This is a genomic window from Allobosea sp. 10L417, assembly GCF_056395485.1.
This window is the reverse complement of record NZ_JBFTJP010000001.1, coordinates 631,875-653,950: the sequence shown is the minus strand read 5'-3', so window position 1 is coordinate 653,950 and position 22,076 is coordinate 631,875. Positions and strand designations below refer to the sequence as shown.

Below are 22,076 nucleotides of genomic sequence, written 5' to 3'. Positions count from 1 at the left end.
GCGCAGACCCGAGAATCCCTTTCGGAAGGGACGCCTTTTTCGGCATGAAATGCTCGGGTCAAGCCCGAGCATGACGGCTGCCTGTTATGGAAACGCCGCCACCGGCAGCTTTTCGGCCAGCCAGCCGCCCGGTCCGAGCACCCCCCCACGCACCGCCGCGAGATCGCGCCAGCCGCGTCCGGCCAGCTTCTGCGCAATGGCCACGGCCTGTGCGCCGGTGCGGTCGATCAGCACGATGCGCTTACCGGGATTGTCGAGGCGAAGCCCGGCGAGACGGACCTCGAAGGCCGGCGCATCGGCATCGAATGGCCGCGCGCCCTGCGGCAGGCCGGTATCGGCCCACTCCTCCGCGCTGCGGATATCGATCAGCAGGATCCGTTTTGCCTGAGCGGCTTCAAAGGCTTCGCGCGAAGAGAGCGTGTTCGCGTCCTGACCGAAAACGAAAGAGGCCGGGAGCACGAGGCTCCCGGCCAGAAAAATTCGGCGCGTCGCGGCGCCCTTGCGCATGACGCTCAGCGCAGCTCGGCGCAGAAGCGCTGGATGCGGCGGCAGGCCTCTTCCAGCTTCTCGTCCGAGGTGGCGTAGGAGATGCGGAAGTTCGGGCCGAGGCCGAAGGACGAGCCGTGCACGGCCGCGACGGCTTCCGTCTCGAGCAGGCCCATGACGAGGTCTTCGTCGGTCTCGATCTTCTTGCCGTTCGGCAGGGTCTTGCCGATCAGGGCCGAGCAGTCGGGGTAGACGTAGAACGCGCCTTCCGGCACCGGGCATTTCAGGCCGCGGGTCTGGTTCAGCATGGAGACGACGAGATCGCGCCGGCGTTCGAAGGCCTTCTTGAAGACCGGGATGTGCTCCTGCGTGCCGTCGAGCGCCTCGACCGCGGCCCATTGCGAGATCGCCGAGGTGCCGGAGGTCTGCTGGCCCTGGACCAGGTCCATGGCGTTGATCAGATGCTGCGGGCCGGCGGCGTAGCCGATGCGCCAGCCGGTCATGGCATAGGACTTCGAGACGCCGTTCATGGTCAGCGTGCGCTCGTAGAGGGCGGGCTCGACCTGCGCCGGGGTGACGAACTGGAAGTCGCCATAGACGAGGTGCTCGTACATGTCGTCGGTCAGGATCCAGACATGCGGATGGCGCATCAGCACATCCGTGAGCTTCTTCATCTCGGCATGGCTGTAGGCCGCGCCCGACGGGTTCGACGGCGAGTTCAGGATCACCCACTTGGTCTTGGGGGTGATGGCCTTCTCGAGGTCTTCAGGCTGCAGCTTGAAGTCGTTCTTGAGATAGGTCTCGGCGAAGGTCGCCGTGCCGCCGCAGAGCGCGACCATCTCGGGGTAGCTGACCCAGTAGGGCGAGACGCAGATGACCTCGTCGCCGGGGTTCAGCGTGGCGAGCAGCGCATTGTAGATGACGTGCTTGCCGCCGGTCGAGACGATGGTCTGGCTCGCCTTGTAGTCGAGGCCGTTCTCGCGCTTGAACTTGCGGGCGACGGCTTCGCGCAGCTGCGGGATGCCGGAGACCGGGGTGTACTTGGTTTCGCCGCGCCGGATCGCGGCGATGGCGGCTTCCTTGATATTATCCGGCGTGTCGAAATCGGGCTCGCCGACCGAGAGCGAGATCACGTCCTTGCCCTGGGCTTTCAGGTCACGGGCCTTCTGCGTGATCGTGATGGTCGCTGAGGGCTTCACGCGCTTCAGGGCATCGGCAAGAAAGGCCATGGGACTGATCTCCGAGGGAGCGGGAGGTTGAGCGCCGGAGCAGGCGCGCGCGTGGTGTATGACTCGGCGGCAATGATCGCAAGCGCAACTGCTTGATGTTTTGCAGAAGCGTCATGAATTCGAGGCGGTTTGCCCTTGCGGTCACCGCATGCGAAGGCGGGGCATGACGAGCGCTGCCGCAACCATTGCGATCTATGTCGATGCCGACGCCTGCCCGGTGAAGCCGGAGATCTATCGCGTCGCCGAGCGCCATCGCGTCAAGGTCTTCGTCGTCGCCAACAGCTTCATCAACGTGCCGCGCGAGCCCTGGCTCGAGCGCGTCACGGTCTCCGGAGGCTTCGACGCCGCCGATGACTGGATCGCAGAGCGCGTCGGGCGCGGCGCGATCGTCGTCACGGCCGACATTCCACTGGCGGATCGCTGCATAAAGGCCGGCGCCGACGTGATCGGACCGACCGGCAAGCCCTTCACCGAAGCCTCGATCGGCATGGCGCTGGCGACGCGCGACATGATGGAGGATCTGCGCGCGATGGGCGCAGCCACCGGCGGGCCGAAGCCGTTTTCGCCGAAGGACCGCTCTGCCTTCCTGCAGGCGCTCGACCTCGCGATCCAGCGCCTCAGGCGTGCCGGCTTCCAGGCCAGTCGATAGACATGTGGACCGCAGGCCTTGACCTGCGCCCGTCTCAGCGCTCCGGGAACAGGAACGTCAGCACGGCACGCACTCCCCAGCGCGGGGCGTCATCGGGCCTGACGGCATAGTATTTAAGGCCGATGCTGGCGCTCATCGCCTGTTTGCCGACATTGAAGACCTGCGAGGCGCTGACATTGATCGGGACGGTCCATTTGCGGTTGACCCAATCATAGTTCGTCTCGGTGTTGAGACCGACGCTGAACCCTTGCCCGAAGCTGTAAGACAGGAATGGCTGCAGCAAGGTCGTGCTGACGTCGCTGCGACCATCCGGCCCGGCATAGGACCAGATGTGGTTTGCCAGGCCGCCAACGGTCCACGCCCCTTCCTGCACCAGCAGGAGCGCGGTGGGCCCTGCGCCCCATTTGCCGGAGCCCAGCTTGTCGCTCGAGGCGCTGGGCCAGAGAAAGACCGGGCCCAGCGCCCATATCACGCCGTTCTTGGGTGAGGTCGGCGTGAGGAAGAAGCTCTGGGTGATGTCGCCGACCCCGACCGCGTCGGCCGCGCCATAGCGCTCGCGCTGGATGACCGGCAGGATCGTCCGGATGATCAGGTTCCAGTCCTGGTTCAGATGAACCGGGACGACGGGCTGGATATTCGTCGTCGAGGAAAAACCATCGTTCTTGGCCCCTCCGCGGAACTCGAAATTGCCCTGCAAGGGCAGGCTGATCATGGGTGAAACCGGATTTTGGAGCCTCTTCGAGAGCTCTTCCGCATCCTGTGCGGCGGCAACGCCGGGTAAAACACAAATGGCCGCGACAAGCTTCGCGGCCATCCTCAACAACGATTTAGCCATAGACAGAAAACGCCCCCACGCCTGCGGCCCGAATCGGCCGCCGCGTTACGCTTACCCGAGGGGCCAGCCGCGCTACAGCGCGCCGAGCGCAGGGCGGGATGTCATCCCGGTATTCCCTGCCGCGCTGGACCTCGGCGGGGTTTCACCCTAATTCTCGCCGCAACCAAGGCCCGTATCCAAACCGGGCGCTCCGGAGGAAGCTCATGTCGTTGACCCGCCGTTCCACGCTCGGCCTGATGGCCGGCGCCGTCTTCGCTCCGTCGATCGTCCAGGCCCAGAGCTTCCCCAGCAAAGTGGTCACCCTGGTCGTGCCCTATCCGGCGGGTGGGCCGACCGACGCCATCGCGCGCTTCGTCGCACAGGATCTGTCGACCGCCTTCGGCCAAAACGTCATCGTCGACAACCGGGCCGGCGCCTCCGGCGCGGTCGGCACCCGCGCCGTCGCCCATGCTGCCCCCGACGGCTACACCATCGTCTTCGGCAACAACCAGACGCATGGCAACAACATGTTCCTGCTGAAGGAGCCCGGCTACGACGCGGTGAAGGACTTCGCGCCGCTCGCCGGCGTCGGCGCCTTCGAGCATGCCTTCGTCGTTCGCAACGACCTGCCGGCCAAGAACATCCAGGAGCTGATCGCGCTCGCCAAGGCCGATCCGGGCAAGCTGAATTACGGCTCGACCGGCGTCGGCTCCGGCTCACATCTCGCCATGGAGCTGTTCATGCAGCGCACCGGCATCAAGATGACGCATGTGCCCTTCCGGGGTGCCGCGCCGCTGGTGCAGGAGATCGTCGCCGGCCGCATCGACATCGCCAACTCGACGCTGCCGAGCGTGCTCGAGCAGATCAATGGCGGCGCCCTGCGCGCGCTCGCGCTCGCCAGCCCGGAGCGCAATCCGCGCGCCAAGGACATCCCGACGCTGCGCGAGCAGGGCGTGACCAATGCCGACGCCGATTCCTGGGCGGCGTTCTTCGCCCCCGTGAACACGCCGGACGCGGTGCTCGGCACGCTCTCCAAGGCAGTGCTCGCCTCGCTGAACAAGCCCGAGACGCGCGAGGCCATCCTGAAGCTCGGCTTCACGCTCAAAGTGCGCGATCCCGCCGCGTTCAAGCCCTACCATGCCCAGGAGATCGCGACCTGGAAGCAGATCATCGCCGATGCCGGCGTGAAGCCGGAATAACCTGCCTGAAGCGTCATTCCCGGGCGGAGCGGAGCGCAGACCCGAGAATCTCGTTGGAGAGATGCTCGGGTCGAGCCCGAGCATGACGGCGCTCCGGACGGAGTGAAATCATGAATCTGATGCCCAAGCTCGCCGCCCGCCGCGAGGCAGGGAAGCCCGTGCGCGCGGCGCTGATAGGCGCCGGCAAGTTCGGCTCGATGTTCCTGTCGCAGGTGCCGCATATCGAAGGGCTCGAAGTCGCGGTCATTGCCGACCTAGACCCCGAACGCGCCAAGGTGGCCTGCCGCAATGTCGGTTGGGATGAGGCGCGGATCGCGCGGACGCGCTTCGTCGATGACGGCGTTCAGGCTGCCCGCGCCGATGGCGTCGAGGTGGTGCTGGAAGCGACCGGGCATCCGGCGGCCGGTGCCCGGCACGCCCTGGCCGCGATCGAGGCCGGGCGCCATGTCGTCATGGTCAATGTCGAGGCCGACGTGCTGGTCGGGCCCGTGCTGGCCAAACGCGCCCAGGAGGCTGGCGTCGTCTGTTCCATCGCCTATGGCGACCAGCCGGCGCTGGTCTGCGAGATGGTCGACTGGGCGCGGGCGACCGGCTTCACCGTCGCGGCTGCCGGCAAGGGCACCAAATACCTGCCGGCCTATCACAACGTCACGCCCGACGATGTCTGGACGCATTACGGGCTGACGCCGGAGGCGGCGAAGGCCGGCGGCATGAACCCGCAGATGTTCAATTCCTTCCTCGACGGCACCAAGTCGGCCATCGAGATGGCGGCGATCGCCAATGCTTGCGATCTCGACGTGCCGGAGGCGGGCCTTGCCTTTCCGCCCTGCGGCGTCGACGACCTCGCCCATGTGCTGCGCCCGCGCGGCGTCGGCGGGCAGCTCGAACGCGACGGCATGGTCGAGGTCGTCTCTTCGCTGGAGCGCGACGGGCGGCCGGTCTTCCGCGACCTGCGCTGGGGCGTCTATGTCGTGCTGAAGGCGCCGAACGATTATGCCGCTGCCTGCTTCAAGCAGTATGGCCTGCCGACAGACGCGACCGGCCGCTATGCGGCGATGTACAAGCCCTTTCACCTCATCGGCCTGGAATTGCCGATCTCGGTGCTGAATGCGGCACTCAGGGCCGAACCGACCGGTACGACTCGCGGCTGGCGCGGCGATGCGGTCGCTGTCGCCAAGAGGGCGCTCAAGGCTGGCGAGATGCTGGACGGCGAGGGCGGCTACACCGTCTATGGACGGCTGATGCCGGCGGCCGCGAGCCGCGCTTGCGAGGCGCTGCCGATCGGCCTCGCCCATGGCGTCAAGCTCAAGCGGGATGTCGCAGCCGGCCAGGCGGTGACGGAGGCGGATGTCACGCTCGACGACAGCCAGCCGATCGTCTCACTTCGCCGTGAGCTCGTCGCAACGGCTTGGTGATCGGCGGCGTTCCCTTCTATTTCTGACAGGCTCGGAAGATGGAAAGGGAGATGGCGATGCGGCTCGTATTGGTGGGAAGAGTGTTCGCAGCAGCAATGCTGGCGGCACTCATTACGGACGTTGCTGATGCCCAGCAGCGTTTCCCCTCCAGCGCGGGCGAACTCGCGGTCGAGACTGTCGCCACCGGGCTGGAGCATCCCTGGGGTCTCGCCTTCCTACCGGATGGGCGCATGCTCGTCAGCGAGCGCCCCGGGCGGCTGAGGATCGTCGATGCGGATGGCAAGCTGTCCCGCCCGATCACCGGCGTCCCCAGCGTGATGGCGCGAGGGCAGGGAGGTTTGCTCGGCCTGGCGCTCGATCCGGCCTTCGCGCAGAACCGGCTCGTCTACTTCTCGTTCGCGGAGCCGCGTTCGGGCGGCAACGGCACCAGCGTCGGGCGCGGGCGCCTCAACGAGCAGGGCACGGCGCTGACCAATGTCGAGGTGATCTTCCGGCAGATGCCCACGATCAGCTCCAACATGCATTTCGGCTCCCGCCTCGTCTTCGACAGGACGGGGGCGCTCTTCGTCACGGTCGGGGAGCGCTACAGCCAGCGCGACCAGGCGCAGAACCCGGCCAATCATCTCGGCAAGACCATCCGTATCCGCCCAGACGGCGGCGTGCCGACCGACAACCCAAAGAAGCAGGGCTGGGCGCCCGAGGTCTGGTCGATCGGTCATCGCAACGTCCAGGGCGCGGCGCTGCACCCCGACAGGGGCCAGCTCTGGACGGCCGAGCACGGCGCGCGCGGCGGCGACGAGATCAACACGCCCAAGGCCGGGCTGAATTATGGCTGGCCGGTCATCACCTACGGCGTCGATTATTCCGGCGCTAAGATCGGCGAAGGCACCGCGAAGCCGGGGATGGAGCAGCCGCTGTTCTACTGGGATCCGTCGATCGCACCTTCGGGCGCCGCCTTCTATACCGGCCCGGTCTGGCCGGCCTGGAAGAACTCGCTCTTCGTCGGGGCGCTTGCCGGCCAGATGCTGGTCCGGCTCTCGACTCAGGGCGAGACGGTGACGGGCGAGGAGCGGCTGCTCACCACGATCGGCGAGCGTATCCGCGACGTCGTCCAGGGGCCGGACGGCTTCCTCTACCTGCTCACGGACGAGGACAACGGCAAGATCCTGCGGGTGCGGCCGGCCAAATGATGGCCGCACATGTGTTTTGGATCAGGGGCCGCAATCCCATTCGCGCTCCATGACGAAGACCTTGCGTGTGGCGAGGTGGCCGTTGGCGTCGAAGAGATCGCCGACATAATACTCGGTGCCCGCCGCGTCACGAGTGCTGCGCTCGACCTGGAGTGACCAGCCATAGCTGACCTGCTTGCCGCCCTGCCAGGCGCGGTGGACGGCGCTCGGCGAGGCGGCCGAGAGGATGCGGGCGCTTTCATCGCTGGGGCTGCAGGTAGGGCCGGCCAAGGCTGCCGCAGGAGCGAGCAGGAGGGCGCAGGCAATCAGTGCCGTCATTTTCAAGGCAGGAAATCCTATCGAGAGAGTTTGGGGAAAGGCGCTGGTGGGGCGTGTCTCAGCCCTTGGCGTGGAAAATGAAGAAGGCGCCCGCTGTGATCAGGGCAAAGCCGACAGCATGGCTCCAGGTCAAGGCCTCCTTGAGCCAGAGCACGGAGAAGCCGGCGAAGACGATGAGGGTGATGACTTCCTGCATCGTCTTGAGTTCGGCGGCCGAATAGACGCCCGAGCCGATGCGGTTGCCCGGCACCGCCAACATGTATTCCGGCAGGGCGATCATCCAGCTCGCGAGGATGGCGAGCCAGATCGCGGTGCTCTTGTAGCTGAGGTGCCCGTACCAGGCGAAGGTCATGAAGATGTTCGAGGCGAACAGCATCGCGATCGGCAGGATATGAGCTGCGGTCAGGGAGGGCATGCCGGGGGCTTTCTTCGCGACGGCCTGATCGATGACGACAGATTGTCGGCTCTTCGGAGGGCGGTTCCCGCCGTCAGCCGAAGCGGAGCTTCATGGTGATGATGACGAGGACGAGCAGGAGCGTGAGCGCATTGGCGGCGATGACCGGCCAGGACAGGATCTGGATGCCGTAGCTCAGCCACAGCGCGGTGCCTGCGGCAAAGAGCCCCTGCGTCCATAGCGAGATCGCGCGGGTGTCGCGGGTGCGGATCGTCCGCCAGGCCTGCGGCAGCCAGCACAGGCTGGTCAGCGCGGCTGCGGCGAAGCCGAGAAGCTCGATGGCGGCTGGCGACATGGCGGCGAATCGCAGGAAGAAGAGTTGCCTCCCCATAACGGAATTCGTTCCTTCGTGCCGCCATTCTCGACGGTTAATCTCCGTTAACCACAGCGACCTAGCCTGTCCGAGAATCTGTCCGAATCGGTGGAGACCATGCGCGTCTATCAACTGGCCTTGCCACTCATCCTGCTTGCTTCCACAGCTTCGGCTCAAGGCAGCTTCCAGTCCTGCCTTGCGGGCCTGCGCTCGGAGGCGGCGGCCAAGGGCGTGTCGGGCGCGACCTTCGACCGGGCCATGGCCGGTGTCGAGCCGGACATGAAGGTCATCGAGGCGATGAACAACCAGCCGGAGTTCAAGACGCCGATCTGGGATTATCTCGGCACGCTGGTCGACGACGAGAAGGTCGCGGAAGGACGCTCGATGATGCGACAGCATGCTTCGACCCTTGCGGCGGCCGAGCAGCGCTTCGGCGTCGACCGCTACACCATTGCCGCCGTCTGGGGCGTCGAGAGCGATTTCGGCAAGGCGCGCGGCAAGATGCCGCTCGTGCAGGCGCTCTCGACCGGCGCTTGCCTCGCGCCGCGCCGCAACGCCTTCTTCAAGGGCGAGCTGATCGCGACGCTGCAGATCATCCAGCGCGGCGACGTGCGGCCCGAGCGGCTGTTCGGCTCCTGGGCGGGTGCCTTTGGCCACACCCAATTCATTCCCTCGACCTATCTGCGGCTCGCCGTCGACGGCGATGGTGACGGACGGCGTGATCTGGTGGATTCCGTTCCCGATGCGCTGCATTCGACCGCGAATTTCATGGCCAAGGCAGGCTGGGTGACCGGCGCGACCTGGGGCTACGAGGTGCGCGTCCCCGATGGCTATTCCGGCCCGACCGGACGCAACCCCAAGCAGCCGGTCTCGACATGGGCGGGGCGCGGCATCGTGAAATATGACGGCTCGCCGCTCAACGGCACCGGCAATGCCGGCCTGCTGATGCCAGCGGGGCGTAATGGCCCGGCTTTCCTCGTCTTCAAGAATTACGATGCAGCCTACAGCTACAACGGTGCGGACTCTTATGCTCTCGCCATCTCGCTGCTCTCCGACCGGCTGCGCGGCAAGTCGGGCGTGCAGGGCGAGTGGCCGACCGACGATCTGCCGCTGTCGCGCGAGCAACGGCGTGAGCTCCAGCGCCTGCTGATATCCCGCGGCTACAATGTCGGCGAGCCGGACGGCGCGGTGGGGTCGCTGACCCGGACGGCGATTAAGGAGATCGAGGGCAAGCTCGGCATGCCGCAGACCGGGCGGCCTGGCGAGAAAGTGTTGCGCGCGCTGAAAGGCGGGCGAGTTTGAGGTCCAGAAATCGGGTGGCGTCGGGAACGCATTTCGGGGAAGCGTTTCTTCCACTTCCTCTGGAGACGCCTGCATGACACGCCGCCTGATTTCCACCGGATCGCCCTTCGAGCGCTCCTTCGGCTATTCGCGCGCCGTCATCGACGGGGATCTCGTCTTTGTTTCCGGCACGACGGGCTACGACTACGCCACGATGACGCTGCCGGAGGACCCGGCCGAGCAGGCGCGCAACATCTTCCGCACCATCGGCTCCGTGCTGGAGGAGGCGGGGTCTTCGCTGTCACAGGCCGTGCGGGCGCAGTACTTCGTCACCGATCGCAGCTATTGCGAACCGGTTCTGGCCGTCTGCGGCGAGTTTTTTCGCGAGATCAGGCCCGCGGCCGGCATCTATGTCGTCGCCGGGCTGCTCAGGCCGGAGATGAAGATCGAGATCGAGGTGACGGCGCGCCTGCCGAAGGGCTGACCGCGCCACGGCGTGAACAGGACGGGCCTGCATTCGCATGCTTGCGCGCCGGGCGCTGCGCTCGTAATCACCCCGCCAACGCAAACACGCGACAAGGCGAGGCGACGATCATGGCGACCCACAAGCTCCTGCTGCTCCCCGGCGACGGCATCGGCCCCGAGGTGATGGGCCAGGTCGAGCAGATCGTGTCATGGTTCGGCAAGCAGGGCCTGGCCTCCTTCGAGATCGAGAAGGGGCTCGTCGGCGGCGCCGCCTATGACGCGCACAAAGCGGCGATCTCCGAAGGCGACATGAAGCTGGCGCAGGACGCCGACGCGGTGCTGTTCGGCGCGGTGGGCGGCCCGAAATGGGCCGATGTGCCCTATCAGCACCGCCCGGAAGCCGGCCTGCTGCGCCTGCGCAAGGATCTCGGCCTGTTCGCCAATCTGCGCCCGGCGATCTGCTACCCGGCGCTGGCCTCGGCCTCGTCGCTGAAGCCTGAGGTCGTCGAGGGGCTCGACATCCTGATCGTGCGCGAGCTCACCGGCGGCGTCTATTTCGGCGAGCCGAAGGAGATCGTCACGCTGGAGGACGGCTCCAAGCGCGGCGTCGACACCCAGCTCTACACCACGCCGGAAATCGAGCGCATCTCGCGCGTCGCCTTCGAGCTGGCGCGCACCCGCCGCAACAAGGTCTCCTCGGCCGAGAAGCACAACGTCATGAAGACCGGCGTGCTCTGGAAGCAGACGGTCACCGCGCTGCACGCGGCCGAATACGGGGATGTCGAGCTTGAACATGTGCTCGCCGACAACTGCGCCATGCAGCTGGTGCGTTGGCCGAAGCAATACGACGTCATCGTCACCGACAACCTGTTCGGCGACATCCTCTCCGACGTCGCGGCGATGCTGACCGGCTCGCTCGGCATGCTGCCCTCGGCCTCGCTCGGCGCCGAGGACAAGGCCACAGGCAAGCGCAAGGCGCTCTATGAGCCCGTTCATGGCTCGGCGCCGGATATCGCCGGCAGGGGCCTCGCCAACCCGATCGCGATGATCGGCTCCTTCGCCATGGCGCTGCGCTATTCCTTTGGCGCGGGCGAGGCGGCCGACCGGCTCGAGGGCGCGATTTCCGACGTGCTTGGCCAGGGCACCCGCACCAAGGACATCGCCGCTGATGGCGCCAACGCCGTCTCGACCAGCGAGATGGGCGCCGCGATCATCAAGGCGCTGGAAGCGCGTGGGTGAGCTGATCCCGCCGCGTCGTGGTCGGGCTTGACCCGACCATCTCCGGCAGAATCTGGCTGGTTTACTAGATGGTCGGGTCAAGCCCGACCATGACGGCTGGAGAAAACCTCTCCCCCTCGTGAATTGCGGTGCCTCCGCTTTCATGGCCTAACAGCGCCATCGAAAGCGGAGTGTGTCCGTCATGCTGATCAAGCGCCGTGCCGGCTGGGAAATGCCGGAAAGCGAGGCCACGCCCGAGAGCGCGTTCCTCAACCGCCGCCAGTTGATGAGTGCCGGAGCGGGGCTGATCGCAGCGGCAGCGTGGCCGGGCCGTGCCGGAGCGGAGGCACCCGATCCGACGCTCGACCTCTACCCCGCCAAGCGCAACGACGCCTACAAGCTCGACGTGCCGCTGACCAAGGCGGAGGATGCGGCGAACTACAATAATTTCTACGAATTCGGGATGTCGAAGGACATCGTCGATGCCTCGCAGCGTCTGGCGACACGGCCCTGGTCCGTTCAGGTCGACGGCATGGTCGAAAAGCCGTTCGAGATCGGCTTCGACGATCTCGTGCGTAAGCTGCCGCTGGAGGAGAGGCTCTACCGCTTCCGTTGCGTCGAGGCCTGGGCGATGGCCGTGCCCTGGACCGGAATTCCGCTCAAGTCGTTCGTGGCGCTGGCCAAGCCGCTCTCGGGCGCGAAATACATCCGCTTCGAGACCTTCCTGAACCCGCGTGTCGCGCCCGGCCAGGGCCAGCGCTGGTATCCGTGGCCCTATACGGAGGGGCTGACCATCGCGGAGGCCACGAACGAATTGCCGCTGCTCGTCACCGGCATCTACGGCAAGCCCTTGCCGACGCAACACGGCGCCCCGATCCGGCTGATCACGCCGTGGAAATACGGTTTCAAATCGGTGAAATCGATCCGCAAGATCAGCTTCGTCGCCGAACGGCCGAAGACCTTCTGGGAAGGGCTACAGGCTTCTGAATATGGCTTCTGGGCCAATGTGAACCCGGCCGTGCCGCATCCGCGCTGGAGCCAGGCGAGCGAGCAGGTGCTGGGCTCGCGGGACCGGCGCCCGACGCTGATCTATAATGGATACGGCGAGCAGGTTGCCGGCCTCTACAAGGGGTTGGAGAACGAGCGCCTGTTCATGTGAGGGAGCAGGTTTCGGGTGCCCAAGCCGAGCGGGGCCATGGTAGCGTGCAGCCACCATGTAGTTGGAACGGCACGAGTCGCCCATGGCTATCCAGCATTTCCATCTCTTCGACACCGCGATCGGCACCTGTGCGCTGATCTGGGAAGGTGAGCGCTTCGTCGGCGCGCAATTGCCCGAACGTGACGAGAATACGGCGCGCAGGCGACTGGCGCGGCGCTATCCGCAGGCTGACGAGGCAGGGGCGACCGGCATCGTCGCCGAGGCGGTAGCCGGCATCCGGGCGCTGTTCGATGGCGAGAAGCGTGAGCTGGCCCATCTGCCGGTCGCGCTGGAGACGGTCTCCGACTTCAACCGCAAGGTCTATGAGGTCGCGCTCTCCATTCCGCCGGGCGAGACATTGACCTATGGCGAGGTGGCGCAGCGCATCGGCGAGCCCGGCGCGGCGCGGGCCGTCGGCGTCGCTCTCGGCCAGAATCCCTGGCCGATCATCGTGCCCTGCCACCGCGTGCTGGCGGCAGGCGGCAAGACAGGCGGCTTCTCAGCCGATGGCGGCATCGAGACCAAGCTCAGAATCCTGACCATCGAGAAGGCGCGCACGAGCGCCGAGCCTGGCCTGTTCGGGGAGCTGCCGCTTGCGGCACGGCCTGCCCGACGCTGAGTCGCGCAATCACCCATTTTTCGTACACCTGTTTTCCTTGAAATCGCGCAATACGCGTTTGCAGCGAGGTTGCTTGCGAGGCGCGCGCAGGGGCCGCTACTGTTCGGGCCTTTCAACGCTTCTTCGAGAGGTATCATGGCCAAACTCAAGCTCGCCGTCATCGTGGGCAGCAATCGTCGCGATTCGATCAATCGCAAGCTGGCCCAGGCGCTGGTGAAGCTGGGGGCGAACGCCTTCGACGCGTCCTTCGTCCAGATCGACGACCTGCCGATGTTCAACCCGGATCTTGAGCCACAGCGGCCGGAGCCGACGCTGAGGCTGAAGCGAGAGATCGAGGCGGCTGACGCGATCCTGATCGTGACGCCGGAACACAACCGCTCGATCCCTGCGGTGCTCAAGAACGCCATCGACTGGGCCTCGCGGCCCTATGGCCAGAGCTCCTGGGCGAACAAGACCGTGGCTGTGACTGGCACCAGCAGCGGCGCGGTCGGCACCGCCGTGTCGCAGCAGCAACTGCGCATGATCCTGACCAACCTTGTCGGCGTCGTGGTCGGCGGGCAGGTCTTCATCACCTTCAAGGATGGCCTGATCGACGCGGAGCACAACATCACCAATGAAGGGACGCGGGCCTTCCTGCAGGGTTTCCTCGATCAGTTCGCCGGAATTGCGATCAAGCTCGCGGCCTGACAGGCCGGCGCCCTTCGCAAGCTTCCATCGCAGGCGCCGCCTTTCGGGGCGGCGCTTTTTTGCTAACCGGTGGCCAGGCAAAAAAAGAGCCGGCGTCCCCGAGGGGAGCCGGCTTTGAAAGTTTGAAACATCTGGCGAAACGCCAAACATCTCAGAGGGGAACGGCTGAAACGAACTCAACGCCGGGAGGAGATTGCGGAGCCCGTTCCGAACAACCGTGAGCACAATATCGGGCATGATCTGCCTTTTTGCAATGCAGCATAGTTTGGGGCCGCTATGCGTTATCTGCATGAGATAGTGGCAAATGGTACGAATTTGATCCTAAATGATTGAGAAATATGCATTCGTTGCACACGCTTCTGGCGTGGCGGTACAATTTTAGGTCGATTAGCGGGGTATTTTCGCTCTTTTGGCGGCTTTCCTGCGTTCCCGGCGTGCGGATTTGCGCGAGGATTATGCTGCTCTGGTCACAAAACTGTCAGAATTGAAAACGGGCGCCGTAGGCGCCCGATTCAACGGCCTATCGAAGAAGAGGGCGGCTTGCTGTCAGTAGGTCCAGCGCTGGGCCTTTTGGATCAGGAAGTCACGGAAGACCTGGACGCGGGCGACCGACTTCATTTCTTCCGGATAGACCAGATAGCTTTCGAGCTGCGGCATCTCGGTCTCGCGCATCAATTGCACGAGCGGGGACCCGGTCTCGATCAGATAGTCGGGCAGCACGGCGATGCCGGCACCCGAATCCACCGCGCGCTTCATGGCGGTGATGTTGTTCACCGTCAGATGGATCGGCCGCGGGTTGCGCTGGTCGCGTCCCATCGTGCCCAGCCAGTGCACCGCTGTCAGATAGGAGGGCGAGGTGCCCCCGAAGGACAGGATGCGGTGGTTGTCCAGATCGTCATAGGTCTTCGGCTCGCCGAAGCGCTTCACATAGGCAGGCGAAGCGTAGACGTGGAAGTGCACCGTGAAGAGCTTGCGCTGGATCAGGTCCGGCTGCTGCGGCTGGCGCAGGCGGATCGCGATGTCGGCTTCGCGCATCGACAGGTCGAGCTCCTCATCCGTGAGGATGAGCTCGACCCGGATGTCCGGATAGAGATCCATGAACTCGGCGAGGCGCGGGGTCAGCCAATGGCCGCCCAGGCCGCGCGTGGCGGTAACCTTGAGCTCGCCGGAAGGATGCTCGCGCGTCTCCGAAAGCTGCGAGCGGGTCCGTTCCAGGCGCTGCGTCATCTCGCGCGCCGCCCGCCAGAGCAACTCGCCCTGTTCGGTCAGGATGAGACCCCGCGTATGCCGATGGAACAGCGGCGCGCGCAGCTCTCGCTCAAGCGCCCCGATCTGCCGGCTGACGGCCGATTGACTCAAGCCGAGAACATCGCCAGCTTTGGTGAAGCTGCCTGACTCCGCGACCGTATAAAAGATTCTAATGCGGTCCCAATCCACCGCGCTTCCCCCGCTATGCGTTTTTTGCATGATGGGGGATAAAGCTGCTGTGCGTCAATGTCCGTGTGACAAATGTCGCCCATTATCCGTACTTAATCTGGTGACTAAACCCATCAGCTTCGGTGATGAGTACGTAAAGGGCGGCTGCTCGGCAGCTTCCCCTGATGGGCGCGCAATGGCGGCTTGCTGCCGCCTGTTGTGGCCGATCAGTGTGACCGGCCAAAAGTCGAATATGGCTCGCCCAAGGATCTGCATTGGCCAGGGGGCTCGGGCGAAGGTCCGGCGGCCCCGGCTGCACTGTCGGGCTGCGCGGCGATATCCCGAAAACGCGCTTATTCAGCCGGCAGCCGCGCTGCGAGATTCGTCGCTGCCGGCACGATCGCTGCCACCAGCTTGCGCTGGGCCTCCTCGTCGAAGCGGCTGATGAGTGTTGAGAGCGAGAGCGCGCCGCGCAAATGGCCGGCGCTGTCGATGACCGGGGCGGATACCGCCGCCACTTCGGGATCACGCTCTCCGCGCGAAATCACCAGGCCAGCGTCCCGGATTGCTTGCAACGAAGGATCGTCACGTTCGGTGAAGGCGAGCAGCACGCGCCCGGCGGCGCCGCGGCCGAGCGGGAGGCGCACGCCCTCATCAAGGTGATGGCGGGCCGAGCGCGGCGAGTTGAGCCGATACAGGCAGATGCGCTGATCGCCGTCGCGGATGTAGAAGGAAGCCGTCTCCTGCGTCGCCTCGACCAGGGCACGCAGCGTCGGGCGGACATATTCGCCGAGATCGAAGCTGCGGCGATAGAGCGAGCCCAGCCGCCAGAGCTCCGGTCCCAGGCGAAAGGCGCCGTCGCTTCCGCGCGTCAGGAAGCGCGTGTGCTCGAGCGAGGCGGCCAGCCGGAGGATCGTGCTTTTGTAGAGCCCCGTCCGCCGGGCCAATTCGGCAAGGCTCAGCTCCTGGGCCTGCTCACTGAACGCCGTGAGAATGGCCAGAGCCCGCTCCACCGCGTCGACTCCCTCCCGCTTCGTGCCGGGTTCGGACATGTCTACCTCGTCATCAAAATCGTTCTGTCTAATAGAACGTAACTTTCTGCATTGTGCAAGGAGGCCGTTATCACGCTGATTTTATGTTCCGCTTAACGGAACGGATGTTGACCGGCCACCTGTGTCCTGCTAGAAGCGCAGCAAAATAGAATGCTATTCTGTCAGGAGGAACGATGACCGAGGGAACAGCAGCCGTTCGGCTGCACGACGTCGCTGTGCGCTTTGGCGCCTTCACCGCCGTCGGCAACATGAATCTCACTGTGGGAGACACCGAGTTCGTGGCTGTGGTCGGGCCGACCGGCTGCGGCAAGTCGACCATTCTCAACGTCGTCACCGGATTGCTTCGCCCGGCCGCCGGCGAGGTCGCCATCTTCGGCAAGCCGCTCGAGGGCCTGAACGGCGACAGCGGCTACATGCTCCAGCAGGAAGCGATCCTTCCCTGGAAGACCGCCGAGGATAATGTCGCGCTGGGCCTGATCTTTCGCGGCATGGCCAAGGAAGAAGCGCGAGCCAAGGCGCGGGCCTGGCTCGCCAAGGTTGGATTGAAGGGCTTCGAGAAGCGCTATCCCCACCAGCTCTCGGGTGGGCAGCGCAAGCGCGTCGCCATGGCGCAGACGCTCATCATGGAACCGCGCATCGTCCTCATGGACGAGCCGTTCTCGGCGCTCGATGTGCATACCCGCCGCCTGATGCACCGGATCCTGCTCGATCTCTGGCAGGCCGACCGCCGCTCGCTCGTCTTCATCACTCACGATCTCGATGAGGCGATCACCCTGGCCGACCGGGTCGTGGTCATGTCCGCAGGTCCCGCCAGCCGTGTGGTCGGGGAGGTCGACATCACCTTGCCCCGGCCGCGCGACGTCTCGGCGCTGGCGACCACCGACGCTTTCGTCAGCCTCTACCGGGAGATCTGGAATCTCCTCGGCGCCGAAGTGGAGAAGAGCTATGTCGTCCAGTAAGTCGCAGACGCTCGCCTTTGCGCCGCCAGCGGGTGCCGCCTCCTCCGAGGATGCCGTCGAGGCGCGCCGGCGCAGCGCCGCTTCCGCCTATCGCATGAAGGTCAGGCTGACCCGGCTGGTGCTGATCGGCGGCTTCTTCGCCGCCTGGGAAACCGGCGCCAGATCCGGCCTGATCGACCCGTTCTTCTTTCCGGCCCCTTCGGCCATCGTCGGGCGCATCGCGCAATGGTTCGCCGAGGGCGACATCTGGGGCGACCTCGGCATCACCCTGCTCGAGACCGTGCTGTCCTTCGTGCTCGGTGTGACCGGCGGTACCGCGCTCGGCATCTGGCTCGGCCTCTCGCGCTTCGCCGCCGACGTCATCCAGCCGATCATCAAGGTCTTCAACGCCATCCCGCGCGTGCTGCTGGCCCCGATCTTCGTGATCTGGTTCGGCCTCGGGCTCGCCTCCAAGGTCGCGCTCGGCATGACGATCGTGATCTTCATCGCCTTCTTCAACACCTATCAGGGCGTGCGCGAGGTCAATCCGGTGGTCCTGGCCAATGCCCGCCTGCTGCGTGCCAGCAAGCTCTCGCTGCTGCGCCATGTCTATATCCCGTCGGCGATGAGCTGGATCCTGTCGTCGCTGCGCGTCTCGGTCGGCATGGCGGTGATGGGTGCGGTCGTGGCCGAATATCTGGGGTCCTCGATGGGGCTCGGCCATATCATCGCGCAGGCCGAGGGCGTGATGGACGCCACCGGCGTCTTCGCCGGCATCGTCGTGCTCTCCGTCTTCGTGGTGCTGCTCGATCTCGTGGTCGACCGCCTCGAGAAGCGGCTCCTCGTCTGGCGTCCGGCCCCCTCGCATGATGACGCCTGACCCGCATCGCAACCACAAACATAACCGAGCAGGAGGAAACAGATGACATCGTTCGCAAGTCGGGCTGCGGCCCTCGCCATCGCGCTGCTGCTTCCGGCGGGCGCTGCGCGCGCCGCCGAACCCGAGCACAAGGCGGTCACCATCGCCGTCGGCTCCGCCATTCTCAACTACATGCCGCTGGCGCTGGCCGATTCCCTCGGGAACTTCAAGAAGGAAGGCCTCGACGTCACCATTCAGAACTTCCAGGCCGGTGGCGCCAAGGCGCTCCAGGCATTGGTCGGCGGTTCGGTCGACGGCGTGGTCGGCTTCTACGACCACACCATCCAGATGCAGGCGAAGAAGAAGGACATCTCCTGCGTCTTTCTGCTCAACGACGTCCCCGGCATCGTGTTCGGCGTCCGTGCCGATCTCGCGGACAAGGTGAAGAGCGGCGCCGACCTGAAGGGCATGAGGGTCGGCATCACCACGCCGGGTTCCTCGACCGACATGATCGCTCGCTACTACGCCAAGGTGAACGGGCTTGGGCCACGCGACGTCGAGTTCATCGGCGTCGGCAGCGGTGCCCCTGGTATGAAGGCGCTCGAAAGCAAGGCGGTCGACGTGCTCGGCTTCTACGATCCGACCGCGACCATCCTGACGCGCAAGAACGCCGTGAAGATCCTGTTCGACGGCCGCACCGAGGAAGGGTCGAAGAAAGCTTTCGGTGGCGTCTATCCGACCGCCTGCCTCTATCTCAACCAGAGCTATATCGACAAGAATCCGGAAACCGTGCAGCGCCTCGCCAACGCCATGTTGCGGACCGTGCGCTGGATTCATTCCAACAGCCCGGAGGCTGTCGTCGATGCGATCCCGTCGGCCTACAAGCTCGACGACCGCGTGCTCAACATCGAGATCATGCGTGCCTCGACGGGTCTGTTCTCCAAGGACGGCCGGTTCTCGCCTGACACCCTGAAGACGCCGCTCTCGGTGCTCACCGCCTATGATCCCGCGATTGCCGCGGCTGGCATCGACCTGTCCAAGACCTACACGAACAAGTTCGCCGAGGAAGCCGCAAGGCGGATCGGCAAATAATCCCGCGCAGTCGGAGACAGAAAATGACTATGCCACTTGCGGGCGTGCGCGTTCTCGACCTCTCGAACGTGCTCGCCGGCCCGTTCTGCGGGTACAACCTCGCCCGCCTCGGCGCCGAGGTAATCAAGGTCGAGAAACCGGATGGCGGCGATCTCGCCCGCAAGCTCGGCGCCGATCCCGAGATGGCAGCGCGCCTCTCCGGCCTGTCCTTCGTCGCCGTCAATGCCGACAAGCAGTCGATTGCGCTCGACCTCAAGGCGCCGGAGGGGCGCGAAGTCTTCCTGCGGCTCGTCGGGACAGCCGACGTGGTCCTCGAGAACTTCCGCCCCGGCGTCATGAAGAGGCTGGGTCTCGCTTATGAGGACCTGTCGCAGATCAATCCGCGCCTGGTCTATTGCGCGATTTCCGGCTTCGGCCAGACGGGGCCCTGGGCCGGGCGCCCGGCCTATGACCAGATCGTGCAGGGTCTCTCCGGCGTCATGAGCGTGACCGGCGATGAGGAAAGCGCGCCACTGCGGACCGGCTTTCCAATCTCCGACACCATCTCCGGGCTGACGGCGGCGTTCGCGATCTCGGCGGCGCTCGTCGATCAGAAGCAGAGCGGGCGGGGACGCTTCATCGACGTGTCCCTGCTCGAATCGACGCTCGCCGCGATGGGCTGGGTGGTGTCGAACCATCTCAATGCCGATGTCGACCCGCAGCCGATCGGCAACGAAAACTTCACCGCCGCCCCGTCCGGGACGTTCCGGACTGGGAACGGGCCGCTCAACATCGCTGCCAACGAGCAGAAGCAATACGAGGCGCTGTGCGGACTGATCGAACGGCCCGAACTGATCGACGATCCGCGCTTCGCGTCCCGCCAGGCCCGCAAGGACAATCGCCGGGCACTGACCGCAGCGCTGGAACAGGCGCTGGCCACGCGCCCGGCACGCGAATGGGAGCGCCTGATGAACGCTGCCGGCGTGCCGGCCGGCTGCGTCCTCACCCTGCCCGAGGTGATGGCGGAGCCACAGGTGACACAGCGCGGTTTCGTTGAGCCCGTCGATGCCAAGGGCCGCGGCGGCCGCTCGCTGCGCGTGACCCGGCCGGGCTTCCTGCTTGACGAGCCCTTCGCGCCACCGGCCCATCCGCCCGCGCTGGGGGCGGATACCGCCGCCTGGCTGCGGCGCCTCGGCTATGGCGAAGACGAGATCGAGAGCCTGATCGCGCGCCGAATCGTCGGCTGCGAACGGCAAAAGAGCGCAGCATGAACGACGAAGCTTCACCCTCCGATCGCGAGAGGATCGCCGAGTACTGGTCGACCGCGATCGCGGATATCGCACCCGGTCGCATCGCCTTTCGCGGCTATCCGATCGAGGAACTGATCGGCGCCGTCTCCTTTCCGGCGATGATCTGGCTGATGCTGCGCGGCGATCTGCCGAGCCCGGAGCAGGAGCAACTGCTTCAGGCCGCGCTCGTCGCCTCGGTCGACCACGGCCCGCATGCGCCCTCCATCGCCATCTCGCGCATGGCGGTATCCTGCGGGCTGCCGCTCAACGGAGCGCTGGCCTCAGCGCTCAACACCCTCGACGATGTGCATGGCGGCGCGGGTGAGCAGGCGCTCGAACTCTATGACGACCTGCTGGCGCGATGTGCGGCGGGCTGTGGCATGGACGAGGCGGCGGCAGCCGCGAGCGATGCCTTTATCGCGACGCGCGGGAAATACCTGCCCGGCTTCGGCCACCGCTTCCACCCGGTCGACCCTCGTTCCGGCCGCCTGCTGGCGCTTGTCGACGCTACGGTCGGCAAGGGCGGCATCACCGGCCGCTACGCAGCGGCCGCGCGGGCGGTCGAGAGCTGCCTCGAGCGGCGCAAGGGGCGGCTGATCCCGATGAACATCGACGGTGCCACCGCGGTGATCTATGGCGAGCTCGGCTTCGCCGCACCGCTCGCGCGCGGTGTATTTTGTCTGTCGCGGGCAGTCGGCATCCTCGCCCATGCCTGGGAGCAGAGCGGACGCGGCGAACGGAACAAGGGGCCGATCCCACGCAGCTTCGCCTATCGCTATGACGGGCCATCGCGACGGCCCGTGCCCAACCGCGAGCCATGAGCGCGCCGCCCGCCAACTATCTGCCAGTGCGCCCGGACTGGCTGACGCTGGCGTCCGAGGCCGCGCTCGAACCAGAATTGCCGATCGTCGACGCCCATCACCATCTCTGGGACCGGCCGGGCTGGCGATTTCTGATCGACGATTACAAGACGGAGCTTGCCGCGAGCGGCCACTGCATCATCGCCTCCGTCTTCATGCAATGCCAGACCGCCTACGACCCGACGCAGCCGCCACATCTGCGCCCGGTCGGCGAGACCGCCTATGTCGCGGCCAAAGCCGAGCGGCTCGGCCCGGACGGGCCCGCTTTCTGCGCCGGCATCGTCGGCCATGCCGATCTGCGCCTGGGCGCTGGGGTCGAGGCGGTTCTCCTCGCGCATATCGAGAAAGGGCGCGGCCGGTTCCGTGGCATCCGTCACATCACGGTGTGGGATGCCGATTCCAGCCTGATGAACCCGCGGAGCGCCGGTCCGCCCGGTCTGCTCGGCGATGCCTGCTTCCGGGAGGGTTTCGCCCGGCTCGCGCCGCTCGGGCTGAGTTTCGACGCTTGGCTGTTCCAGCCGCAACTCGACGAGTTGACGGCGCTGGCGCAAGCCTTTCCCGAGACGACGATCGTGCTCGACCATCTCGGCGGCATTCTCGGCGCCGGCGCCTATCAGGGGCGACGCGACGAGTTGTTCCGTGACTGGAAGCGCGCGATCCGCGATCTCGCCCGCTGCCCGAACGTGGTCGTCAAGATCGGCGGCCTTGGCATGCGGATCAACGGGTTCGGCTTCGAGCAGGGGATGCGGCCACCCGATTCACGCGCGCTTGCCGAGGCATGGCGGCCTTATGTGGAGACCGCTATCGAGGCCTTCGAACCGAGGCGCTGCATGCTGGAAAGCAATGCACCGGTGGACCGGGGCTCCTATGCCTGCGCGGCAGGGTGGAACGCCTTCAAGCGCCTGACTGCCGACTACTCGGCCGACGACAGGTCGGCACTGTTTTGGGACACGGCCAGTCGCATCTATCGCCTCTGACGGGCGGCGCAGAAGCGAACAGCGGGGCTCCAGCCGCAGCAAGCCAGCCGGGGGCGGAGAGCGCCCGGCTCGATGTCGG

The 22,076-nt window shown here is 65.8% G+C and carries 24 protein-coding genes; 16 read left to right on the top strand and 8 right to left on the bottom strand.

The window, feature by feature from the left end:
• Positions 1-84: 84 nt before the first annotated feature.
• Both AC1DE3_RS03330 and AC1DE3_RS03325 read right to left on the bottom strand, forming a co-directional pair.
• Positions 85-507 (bottom strand): rhodanese-like domain-containing protein, encoded by a 423-nt coding sequence (locus AC1DE3_RS03330; protein WP_476778931.1) that lies wholly within the window; start codon positions 505-507, stop codon positions 85-87.
• Between the two features lie 5 nt (positions 508-512).
• The gene (locus tag AC1DE3_RS03325) at positions 513-1,715 is read right to left on the bottom strand and encodes a pyridoxal phosphate-dependent aminotransferase (protein WP_441469799.1); all 1,203 of its coding nucleotides are present in this window, start codon (positions 1,713-1,715) and stop codon (positions 513-515) included.
• 163 nt (positions 1,716-1,878) lie between these two features.
• On the opposite strand from AC1DE3_RS03325, the gene AC1DE3_RS03320 reads away from it, so the two are divergent.
• Positions 1,879-2,364, top strand: a complete 486-nt coding sequence (locus tag AC1DE3_RS03320; protein WP_476778932.1) for a YaiI/YqxD family protein — start codon at positions 1,879-1,881, stop codon at positions 2,362-2,364.
• A gap of 34 nt (positions 2,365-2,398) precedes the next feature.
• Here the strand turns inward: AC1DE3_RS03320 and AC1DE3_RS03315 are convergent, their stop codons facing one another.
• Positions 2,399-3,076, bottom strand: a complete 678-nt coding sequence (locus AC1DE3_RS03315; RefSeq protein WP_476778933.1) for a hypothetical protein — start codon at positions 3,074-3,076, stop codon at positions 2,399-2,401.
• Positions 3,077-3,402: 326 nt separating this feature from the next.
• On the opposite strand from AC1DE3_RS03315, the gene AC1DE3_RS03310 reads away from it, so the two are divergent.
• The 3 genes from AC1DE3_RS03310 (at position 3,403) to AC1DE3_RS03300 (ending at position 6,982) form a co-directional block, all read left to right on the top strand.
• Positions 3,403-4,377, top strand: a complete 975-nt coding sequence (locus AC1DE3_RS03310; protein ID WP_476778934.1) for a Bug family tripartite tricarboxylate transporter substrate binding protein — start codon at positions 3,403-3,405, stop codon at positions 4,375-4,377.
• A 110-nt stretch (positions 4,378-4,487) separates the two neighbouring features.
• A complete protein-coding gene (locus AC1DE3_RS03305) occupies positions 4,488-5,792 on the top strand; it encodes an NAD(P)H-dependent oxidoreductase (protein ID WP_476852073.1) in 1,305 nt (434 codons plus the stop codon).
• 56 nt (positions 5,793-5,848) lie between these two features.
• On the top strand, positions 5,849-6,982 hold the full coding sequence (locus tag AC1DE3_RS03300; RefSeq protein ID WP_476852072.1) for a PQQ-dependent sugar dehydrogenase: 1,134 nt from the start codon (positions 5,849-5,851) through the stop codon (positions 6,980-6,982).
• A 21-nt stretch (positions 6,983-7,003) separates the two neighbouring features.
• Here the strand turns inward: AC1DE3_RS03300 and AC1DE3_RS03295 are convergent, their stop codons facing one another.
• The 3 genes from AC1DE3_RS03295 to AC1DE3_RS03285 all read right to left on the bottom strand — a co-directional run bounded on the left by AC1DE3_RS03295 (position 7,004) and on the right by AC1DE3_RS03285 (position 8,049).
• Positions 7,004-7,300: a hypothetical protein gene (locus AC1DE3_RS03295; protein WP_441512079.1), complete on the bottom strand. Its 297-nt coding sequence runs from the start codon at positions 7,298-7,300 to the stop codon at positions 7,004-7,006.
• A gap of 58 nt (positions 7,301-7,358) precedes the next feature.
• Positions 7,359-7,715: a DMT family protein gene (locus AC1DE3_RS03290; RefSeq protein ID WP_476778936.1), complete on the bottom strand. Its 357-nt coding sequence runs from the start codon at positions 7,713-7,715 to the stop codon at positions 7,359-7,361.
• Positions 7,716-7,788: 73 nt separating this feature from the next.
• A complete protein-coding gene (locus AC1DE3_RS03285) occupies positions 7,789-8,049 on the bottom strand; it encodes a SemiSWEET family sugar transporter (protein WP_441512081.1) in 261 nt (86 codons plus the stop codon).
• Positions 8,050-8,184: 135 nt separating this feature from the next.
• Here AC1DE3_RS03285 and AC1DE3_RS03280 point away from each other — a divergent pair, with 135 nt between their 5' ends.
• The 6 genes from AC1DE3_RS03280 to AC1DE3_RS03255 all read left to right on the top strand — a co-directional run bounded on the left by AC1DE3_RS03280 (position 8,185) and on the right by AC1DE3_RS03255 (position 13,535).
• Positions 8,185-9,369, top strand: a complete 1,185-nt coding sequence (locus tag AC1DE3_RS03280; protein WP_476778937.1) for a lytic murein transglycosylase — start codon at positions 8,185-8,187, stop codon at positions 9,367-9,369.
• A 73-nt stretch (positions 9,370-9,442) separates the two neighbouring features.
• Positions 9,443-9,832 (top strand): RidA family protein, encoded by a 390-nt coding sequence (locus tag AC1DE3_RS03275; protein ID WP_476778938.1) that lies wholly within the window; start codon positions 9,443-9,445, stop codon positions 9,830-9,832.
• A gap of 110 nt (positions 9,833-9,942) precedes the next feature.
• Positions 9,943-11,052, top strand: coding sequence for a 3-isopropylmalate dehydrogenase (gene leuB / locus AC1DE3_RS03270; protein ID WP_476778939.1), 1,110 nt, complete (start codon positions 9,943-9,945; stop codon positions 11,050-11,052).
• Positions 11,053-11,233: 181 nt separating this feature from the next.
• Complete coding sequence (gene msrP, locus AC1DE3_RS03265) at positions 11,234-12,190, top strand: protein-methionine-sulfoxide reductase catalytic subunit MsrP (RefSeq protein WP_441512085.1); 957 nt, start codon at positions 11,234-11,236, stop codon at positions 12,188-12,190.
• An 82-nt stretch (positions 12,191-12,272) separates the two neighbouring features.
• The gene (locus AC1DE3_RS03260; RefSeq protein ID WP_476778940.1) at positions 12,273-12,848 is read left to right on the top strand and encodes a methylated-DNA--[protein]-cysteine S-methyltransferase; all 576 of its coding nucleotides are present in this window, start codon (positions 12,273-12,275) and stop codon (positions 12,846-12,848) included.
• A 135-nt stretch (positions 12,849-12,983) separates the two neighbouring features.
• Complete coding sequence (locus AC1DE3_RS03255; protein ID WP_476778941.1) at positions 12,984-13,535, top strand: NADPH-dependent FMN reductase; 552 nt, start codon at positions 12,984-12,986, stop codon at positions 13,533-13,535.
• Between the two features lie 546 nt (positions 13,536-14,081).
• Here the strand turns inward: AC1DE3_RS03255 and AC1DE3_RS03250 are convergent.
• A complete protein-coding gene (locus AC1DE3_RS03250) occupies positions 14,082-14,972 on the bottom strand; it encodes a LysR family transcriptional regulator (protein WP_149133170.1) in 891 nt (296 codons plus the stop codon).
• Positions 14,973-15,304: 332 nt separating this feature from the next.
• Positions 15,305-16,003, bottom strand: a complete 699-nt coding sequence (locus tag AC1DE3_RS03245) for an IclR family transcriptional regulator (RefSeq protein ID WP_476778942.1) — start codon at positions 16,001-16,003, stop codon at positions 15,305-15,307.
• 173 nt (positions 16,004-16,176) lie between these two features.
• Here AC1DE3_RS03245 and AC1DE3_RS03240 point away from each other — a divergent pair, with 173 nt between their 5' ends.
• From AC1DE3_RS03240 to AC1DE3_RS03215, 6 genes are all read left to right on the top strand, one after another.
• Positions 16,177-16,962, top strand: a complete 786-nt coding sequence (locus AC1DE3_RS03240) for an ABC transporter ATP-binding protein (RefSeq protein WP_441512089.1) — start codon at positions 16,177-16,179, stop codon at positions 16,960-16,962.
• 94 nt (positions 16,963-17,056) lie between these two features.
• The gene (locus AC1DE3_RS03235; RefSeq protein ID WP_476779348.1) at positions 17,057-17,821 is read left to right on the top strand and encodes an ABC transporter permease; all 765 of its coding nucleotides are present in this window, start codon (positions 17,057-17,059) and stop codon (positions 17,819-17,821) included.
• 42 nt (positions 17,822-17,863) lie between these two features.
• Positions 17,864-18,892: an ABC transporter substrate-binding protein gene (locus AC1DE3_RS03230; protein WP_476778943.1), complete on the top strand. Its 1,029-nt coding sequence runs from the start codon at positions 17,864-17,866 to the stop codon at positions 18,890-18,892.
• A gap of 23 nt (positions 18,893-18,915) precedes the next feature.
• The gene (locus AC1DE3_RS03225; protein ID WP_476778944.1) at positions 18,916-20,142 is read left to right on the top strand and encodes a CaiB/BaiF CoA transferase family protein; all 1,227 of its coding nucleotides are present in this window, start codon (positions 18,916-18,918) and stop codon (positions 20,140-20,142) included.
• Positions 20,139-20,981 carry a citryl-CoA lyase gene (locus AC1DE3_RS03220; RefSeq protein ID WP_476778945.1) on the top strand — a complete coding sequence of 281 codons (843 nt, stop codon included), beginning with the start codon at positions 20,139-20,141 and terminating at the stop codon, positions 20,979-20,981. The genes AC1DE3_RS03225 and AC1DE3_RS03220 overlap by 4 nt, the downstream gene beginning before the upstream one ends.
• On the top strand, positions 20,978-21,997 hold the full coding sequence (locus AC1DE3_RS03215) for an amidohydrolase family protein (RefSeq protein WP_476778946.1): 1,020 nt from the start codon (positions 20,978-20,980) through the stop codon (positions 21,995-21,997). Before AC1DE3_RS03220 ends, AC1DE3_RS03215 begins: the two co-directional genes overlap by 4 nt.
• The last annotated feature ends 79 nt before the right edge of the window (positions 21,998-22,076 follow it).

What these genes read in the sequence shown, in the direction of transcription:
- AC1DE3_RS03330 (WP_476778931.1), bottom strand. Translation starts at nt 507, where the DNA reads ATGCGCAAGGGCGCCGCGACGCGCCGAATTTTTCTGGCCGGGAGCCTC.
- AC1DE3_RS03325 (WP_441469799.1), bottom strand. Translation starts at nt 1,715, where the DNA reads ATGGCCTTTCTTGCCGATGCCCTGAAGCGCGTGAAGCCCTCAGCGACC.
- AC1DE3_RS03320 (WP_476778932.1), top strand. Translation starts at nt 1,879, where the DNA reads ATGACGAGCGCTGCCGCAACCATTGCGATCTATGTCGATGCCGACGCC.
- AC1DE3_RS03315 (WP_476778933.1), bottom strand. Translation starts at nt 3,076, where the DNA reads ATGATCAGCCTGCCCTTGCAGGGCAATTTCGAGTTCCGCGGAGGGGCC.
- AC1DE3_RS03310 (WP_476778934.1), top strand. Translation starts at nt 3,403, where the DNA reads ATGTCGTTGACCCGCCGTTCCACGCTCGGCCTGATGGCCGGCGCCGTC.
- AC1DE3_RS03305 (WP_476852073.1), top strand. Translation starts at nt 4,488, where the DNA reads ATGAATCTGATGCCCAAGCTCGCCGCCCGCCGCGAGGCAGGGAAGCCC.
- AC1DE3_RS03300 (WP_476852072.1), top strand. Translation starts at nt 5,849, where the DNA reads ATGCGGCTCGTATTGGTGGGAAGAGTGTTCGCAGCAGCAATGCTGGCG.
- AC1DE3_RS03295 (WP_441512079.1), bottom strand. Translation starts at nt 7,300, where the DNA reads ATGACGGCACTGATTGCCTGCGCCCTCCTGCTCGCTCCTGCGGCAGCC.
- AC1DE3_RS03290 (WP_476778936.1), bottom strand. Translation starts at nt 7,715, where the DNA reads ATGCCCTCCCTGACCGCAGCTCATATCCTGCCGATCGCGATGCTGTTC.
- AC1DE3_RS03285 (WP_441512081.1), bottom strand. Translation starts at nt 8,049, where the DNA reads ATGTCGCCAGCCGCCATCGAGCTTCTCGGCTTCGCCGCAGCCGCGCTG.
- AC1DE3_RS03280 (WP_476778937.1), top strand. Translation starts at nt 8,185, where the DNA reads ATGCGCGTCTATCAACTGGCCTTGCCACTCATCCTGCTTGCTTCCACA.
- AC1DE3_RS03275 (WP_476778938.1), top strand. Translation starts at nt 9,443, where the DNA reads ATGACACGCCGCCTGATTTCCACCGGATCGCCCTTCGAGCGCTCCTTC.
- leuB (WP_476778939.1), top strand. Translation starts at nt 9,943, where the DNA reads ATGGCGACCCACAAGCTCCTGCTGCTCCCCGGCGACGGCATCGGCCCC.
- msrP (WP_441512085.1), top strand. Translation starts at nt 11,234, where the DNA reads ATGCTGATCAAGCGCCGTGCCGGCTGGGAAATGCCGGAAAGCGAGGCC.
- AC1DE3_RS03260 (WP_476778940.1), top strand. Translation starts at nt 12,273, where the DNA reads ATGGCTATCCAGCATTTCCATCTCTTCGACACCGCGATCGGCACCTGT.
- AC1DE3_RS03255 (WP_476778941.1), top strand. Translation starts at nt 12,984, where the DNA reads ATGGCCAAACTCAAGCTCGCCGTCATCGTGGGCAGCAATCGTCGCGAT.
- AC1DE3_RS03245 (WP_476778942.1), bottom strand. Translation starts at nt 16,003, where the DNA reads ATGTCCGAACCCGGCACGAAGCGGGAGGGAGTCGACGCGGTGGAGCGG.
- AC1DE3_RS03240 (WP_441512089.1), top strand. Translation starts at nt 16,177, where the DNA reads ATGACCGAGGGAACAGCAGCCGTTCGGCTGCACGACGTCGCTGTGCGC.
- AC1DE3_RS03235 (WP_476779348.1), top strand. Translation starts at nt 17,057, where the DNA reads ATGAAGGTCAGGCTGACCCGGCTGGTGCTGATCGGCGGCTTCTTCGCC.
- AC1DE3_RS03230 (WP_476778943.1), top strand. Translation starts at nt 17,864, where the DNA reads ATGACATCGTTCGCAAGTCGGGCTGCGGCCCTCGCCATCGCGCTGCTG.
- AC1DE3_RS03225 (WP_476778944.1), top strand. Translation starts at nt 18,916, where the DNA reads ATGACTATGCCACTTGCGGGCGTGCGCGTTCTCGACCTCTCGAACGTG.
- AC1DE3_RS03220 (WP_476778945.1), top strand. Translation starts at nt 20,139, where the DNA reads ATGAACGACGAAGCTTCACCCTCCGATCGCGAGAGGATCGCCGAGTAC.
- AC1DE3_RS03215 (WP_476778946.1), top strand. Translation starts at nt 20,978, where the DNA reads ATGAGCGCGCCGCCCGCCAACTATCTGCCAGTGCGCCCGGACTGGCTG.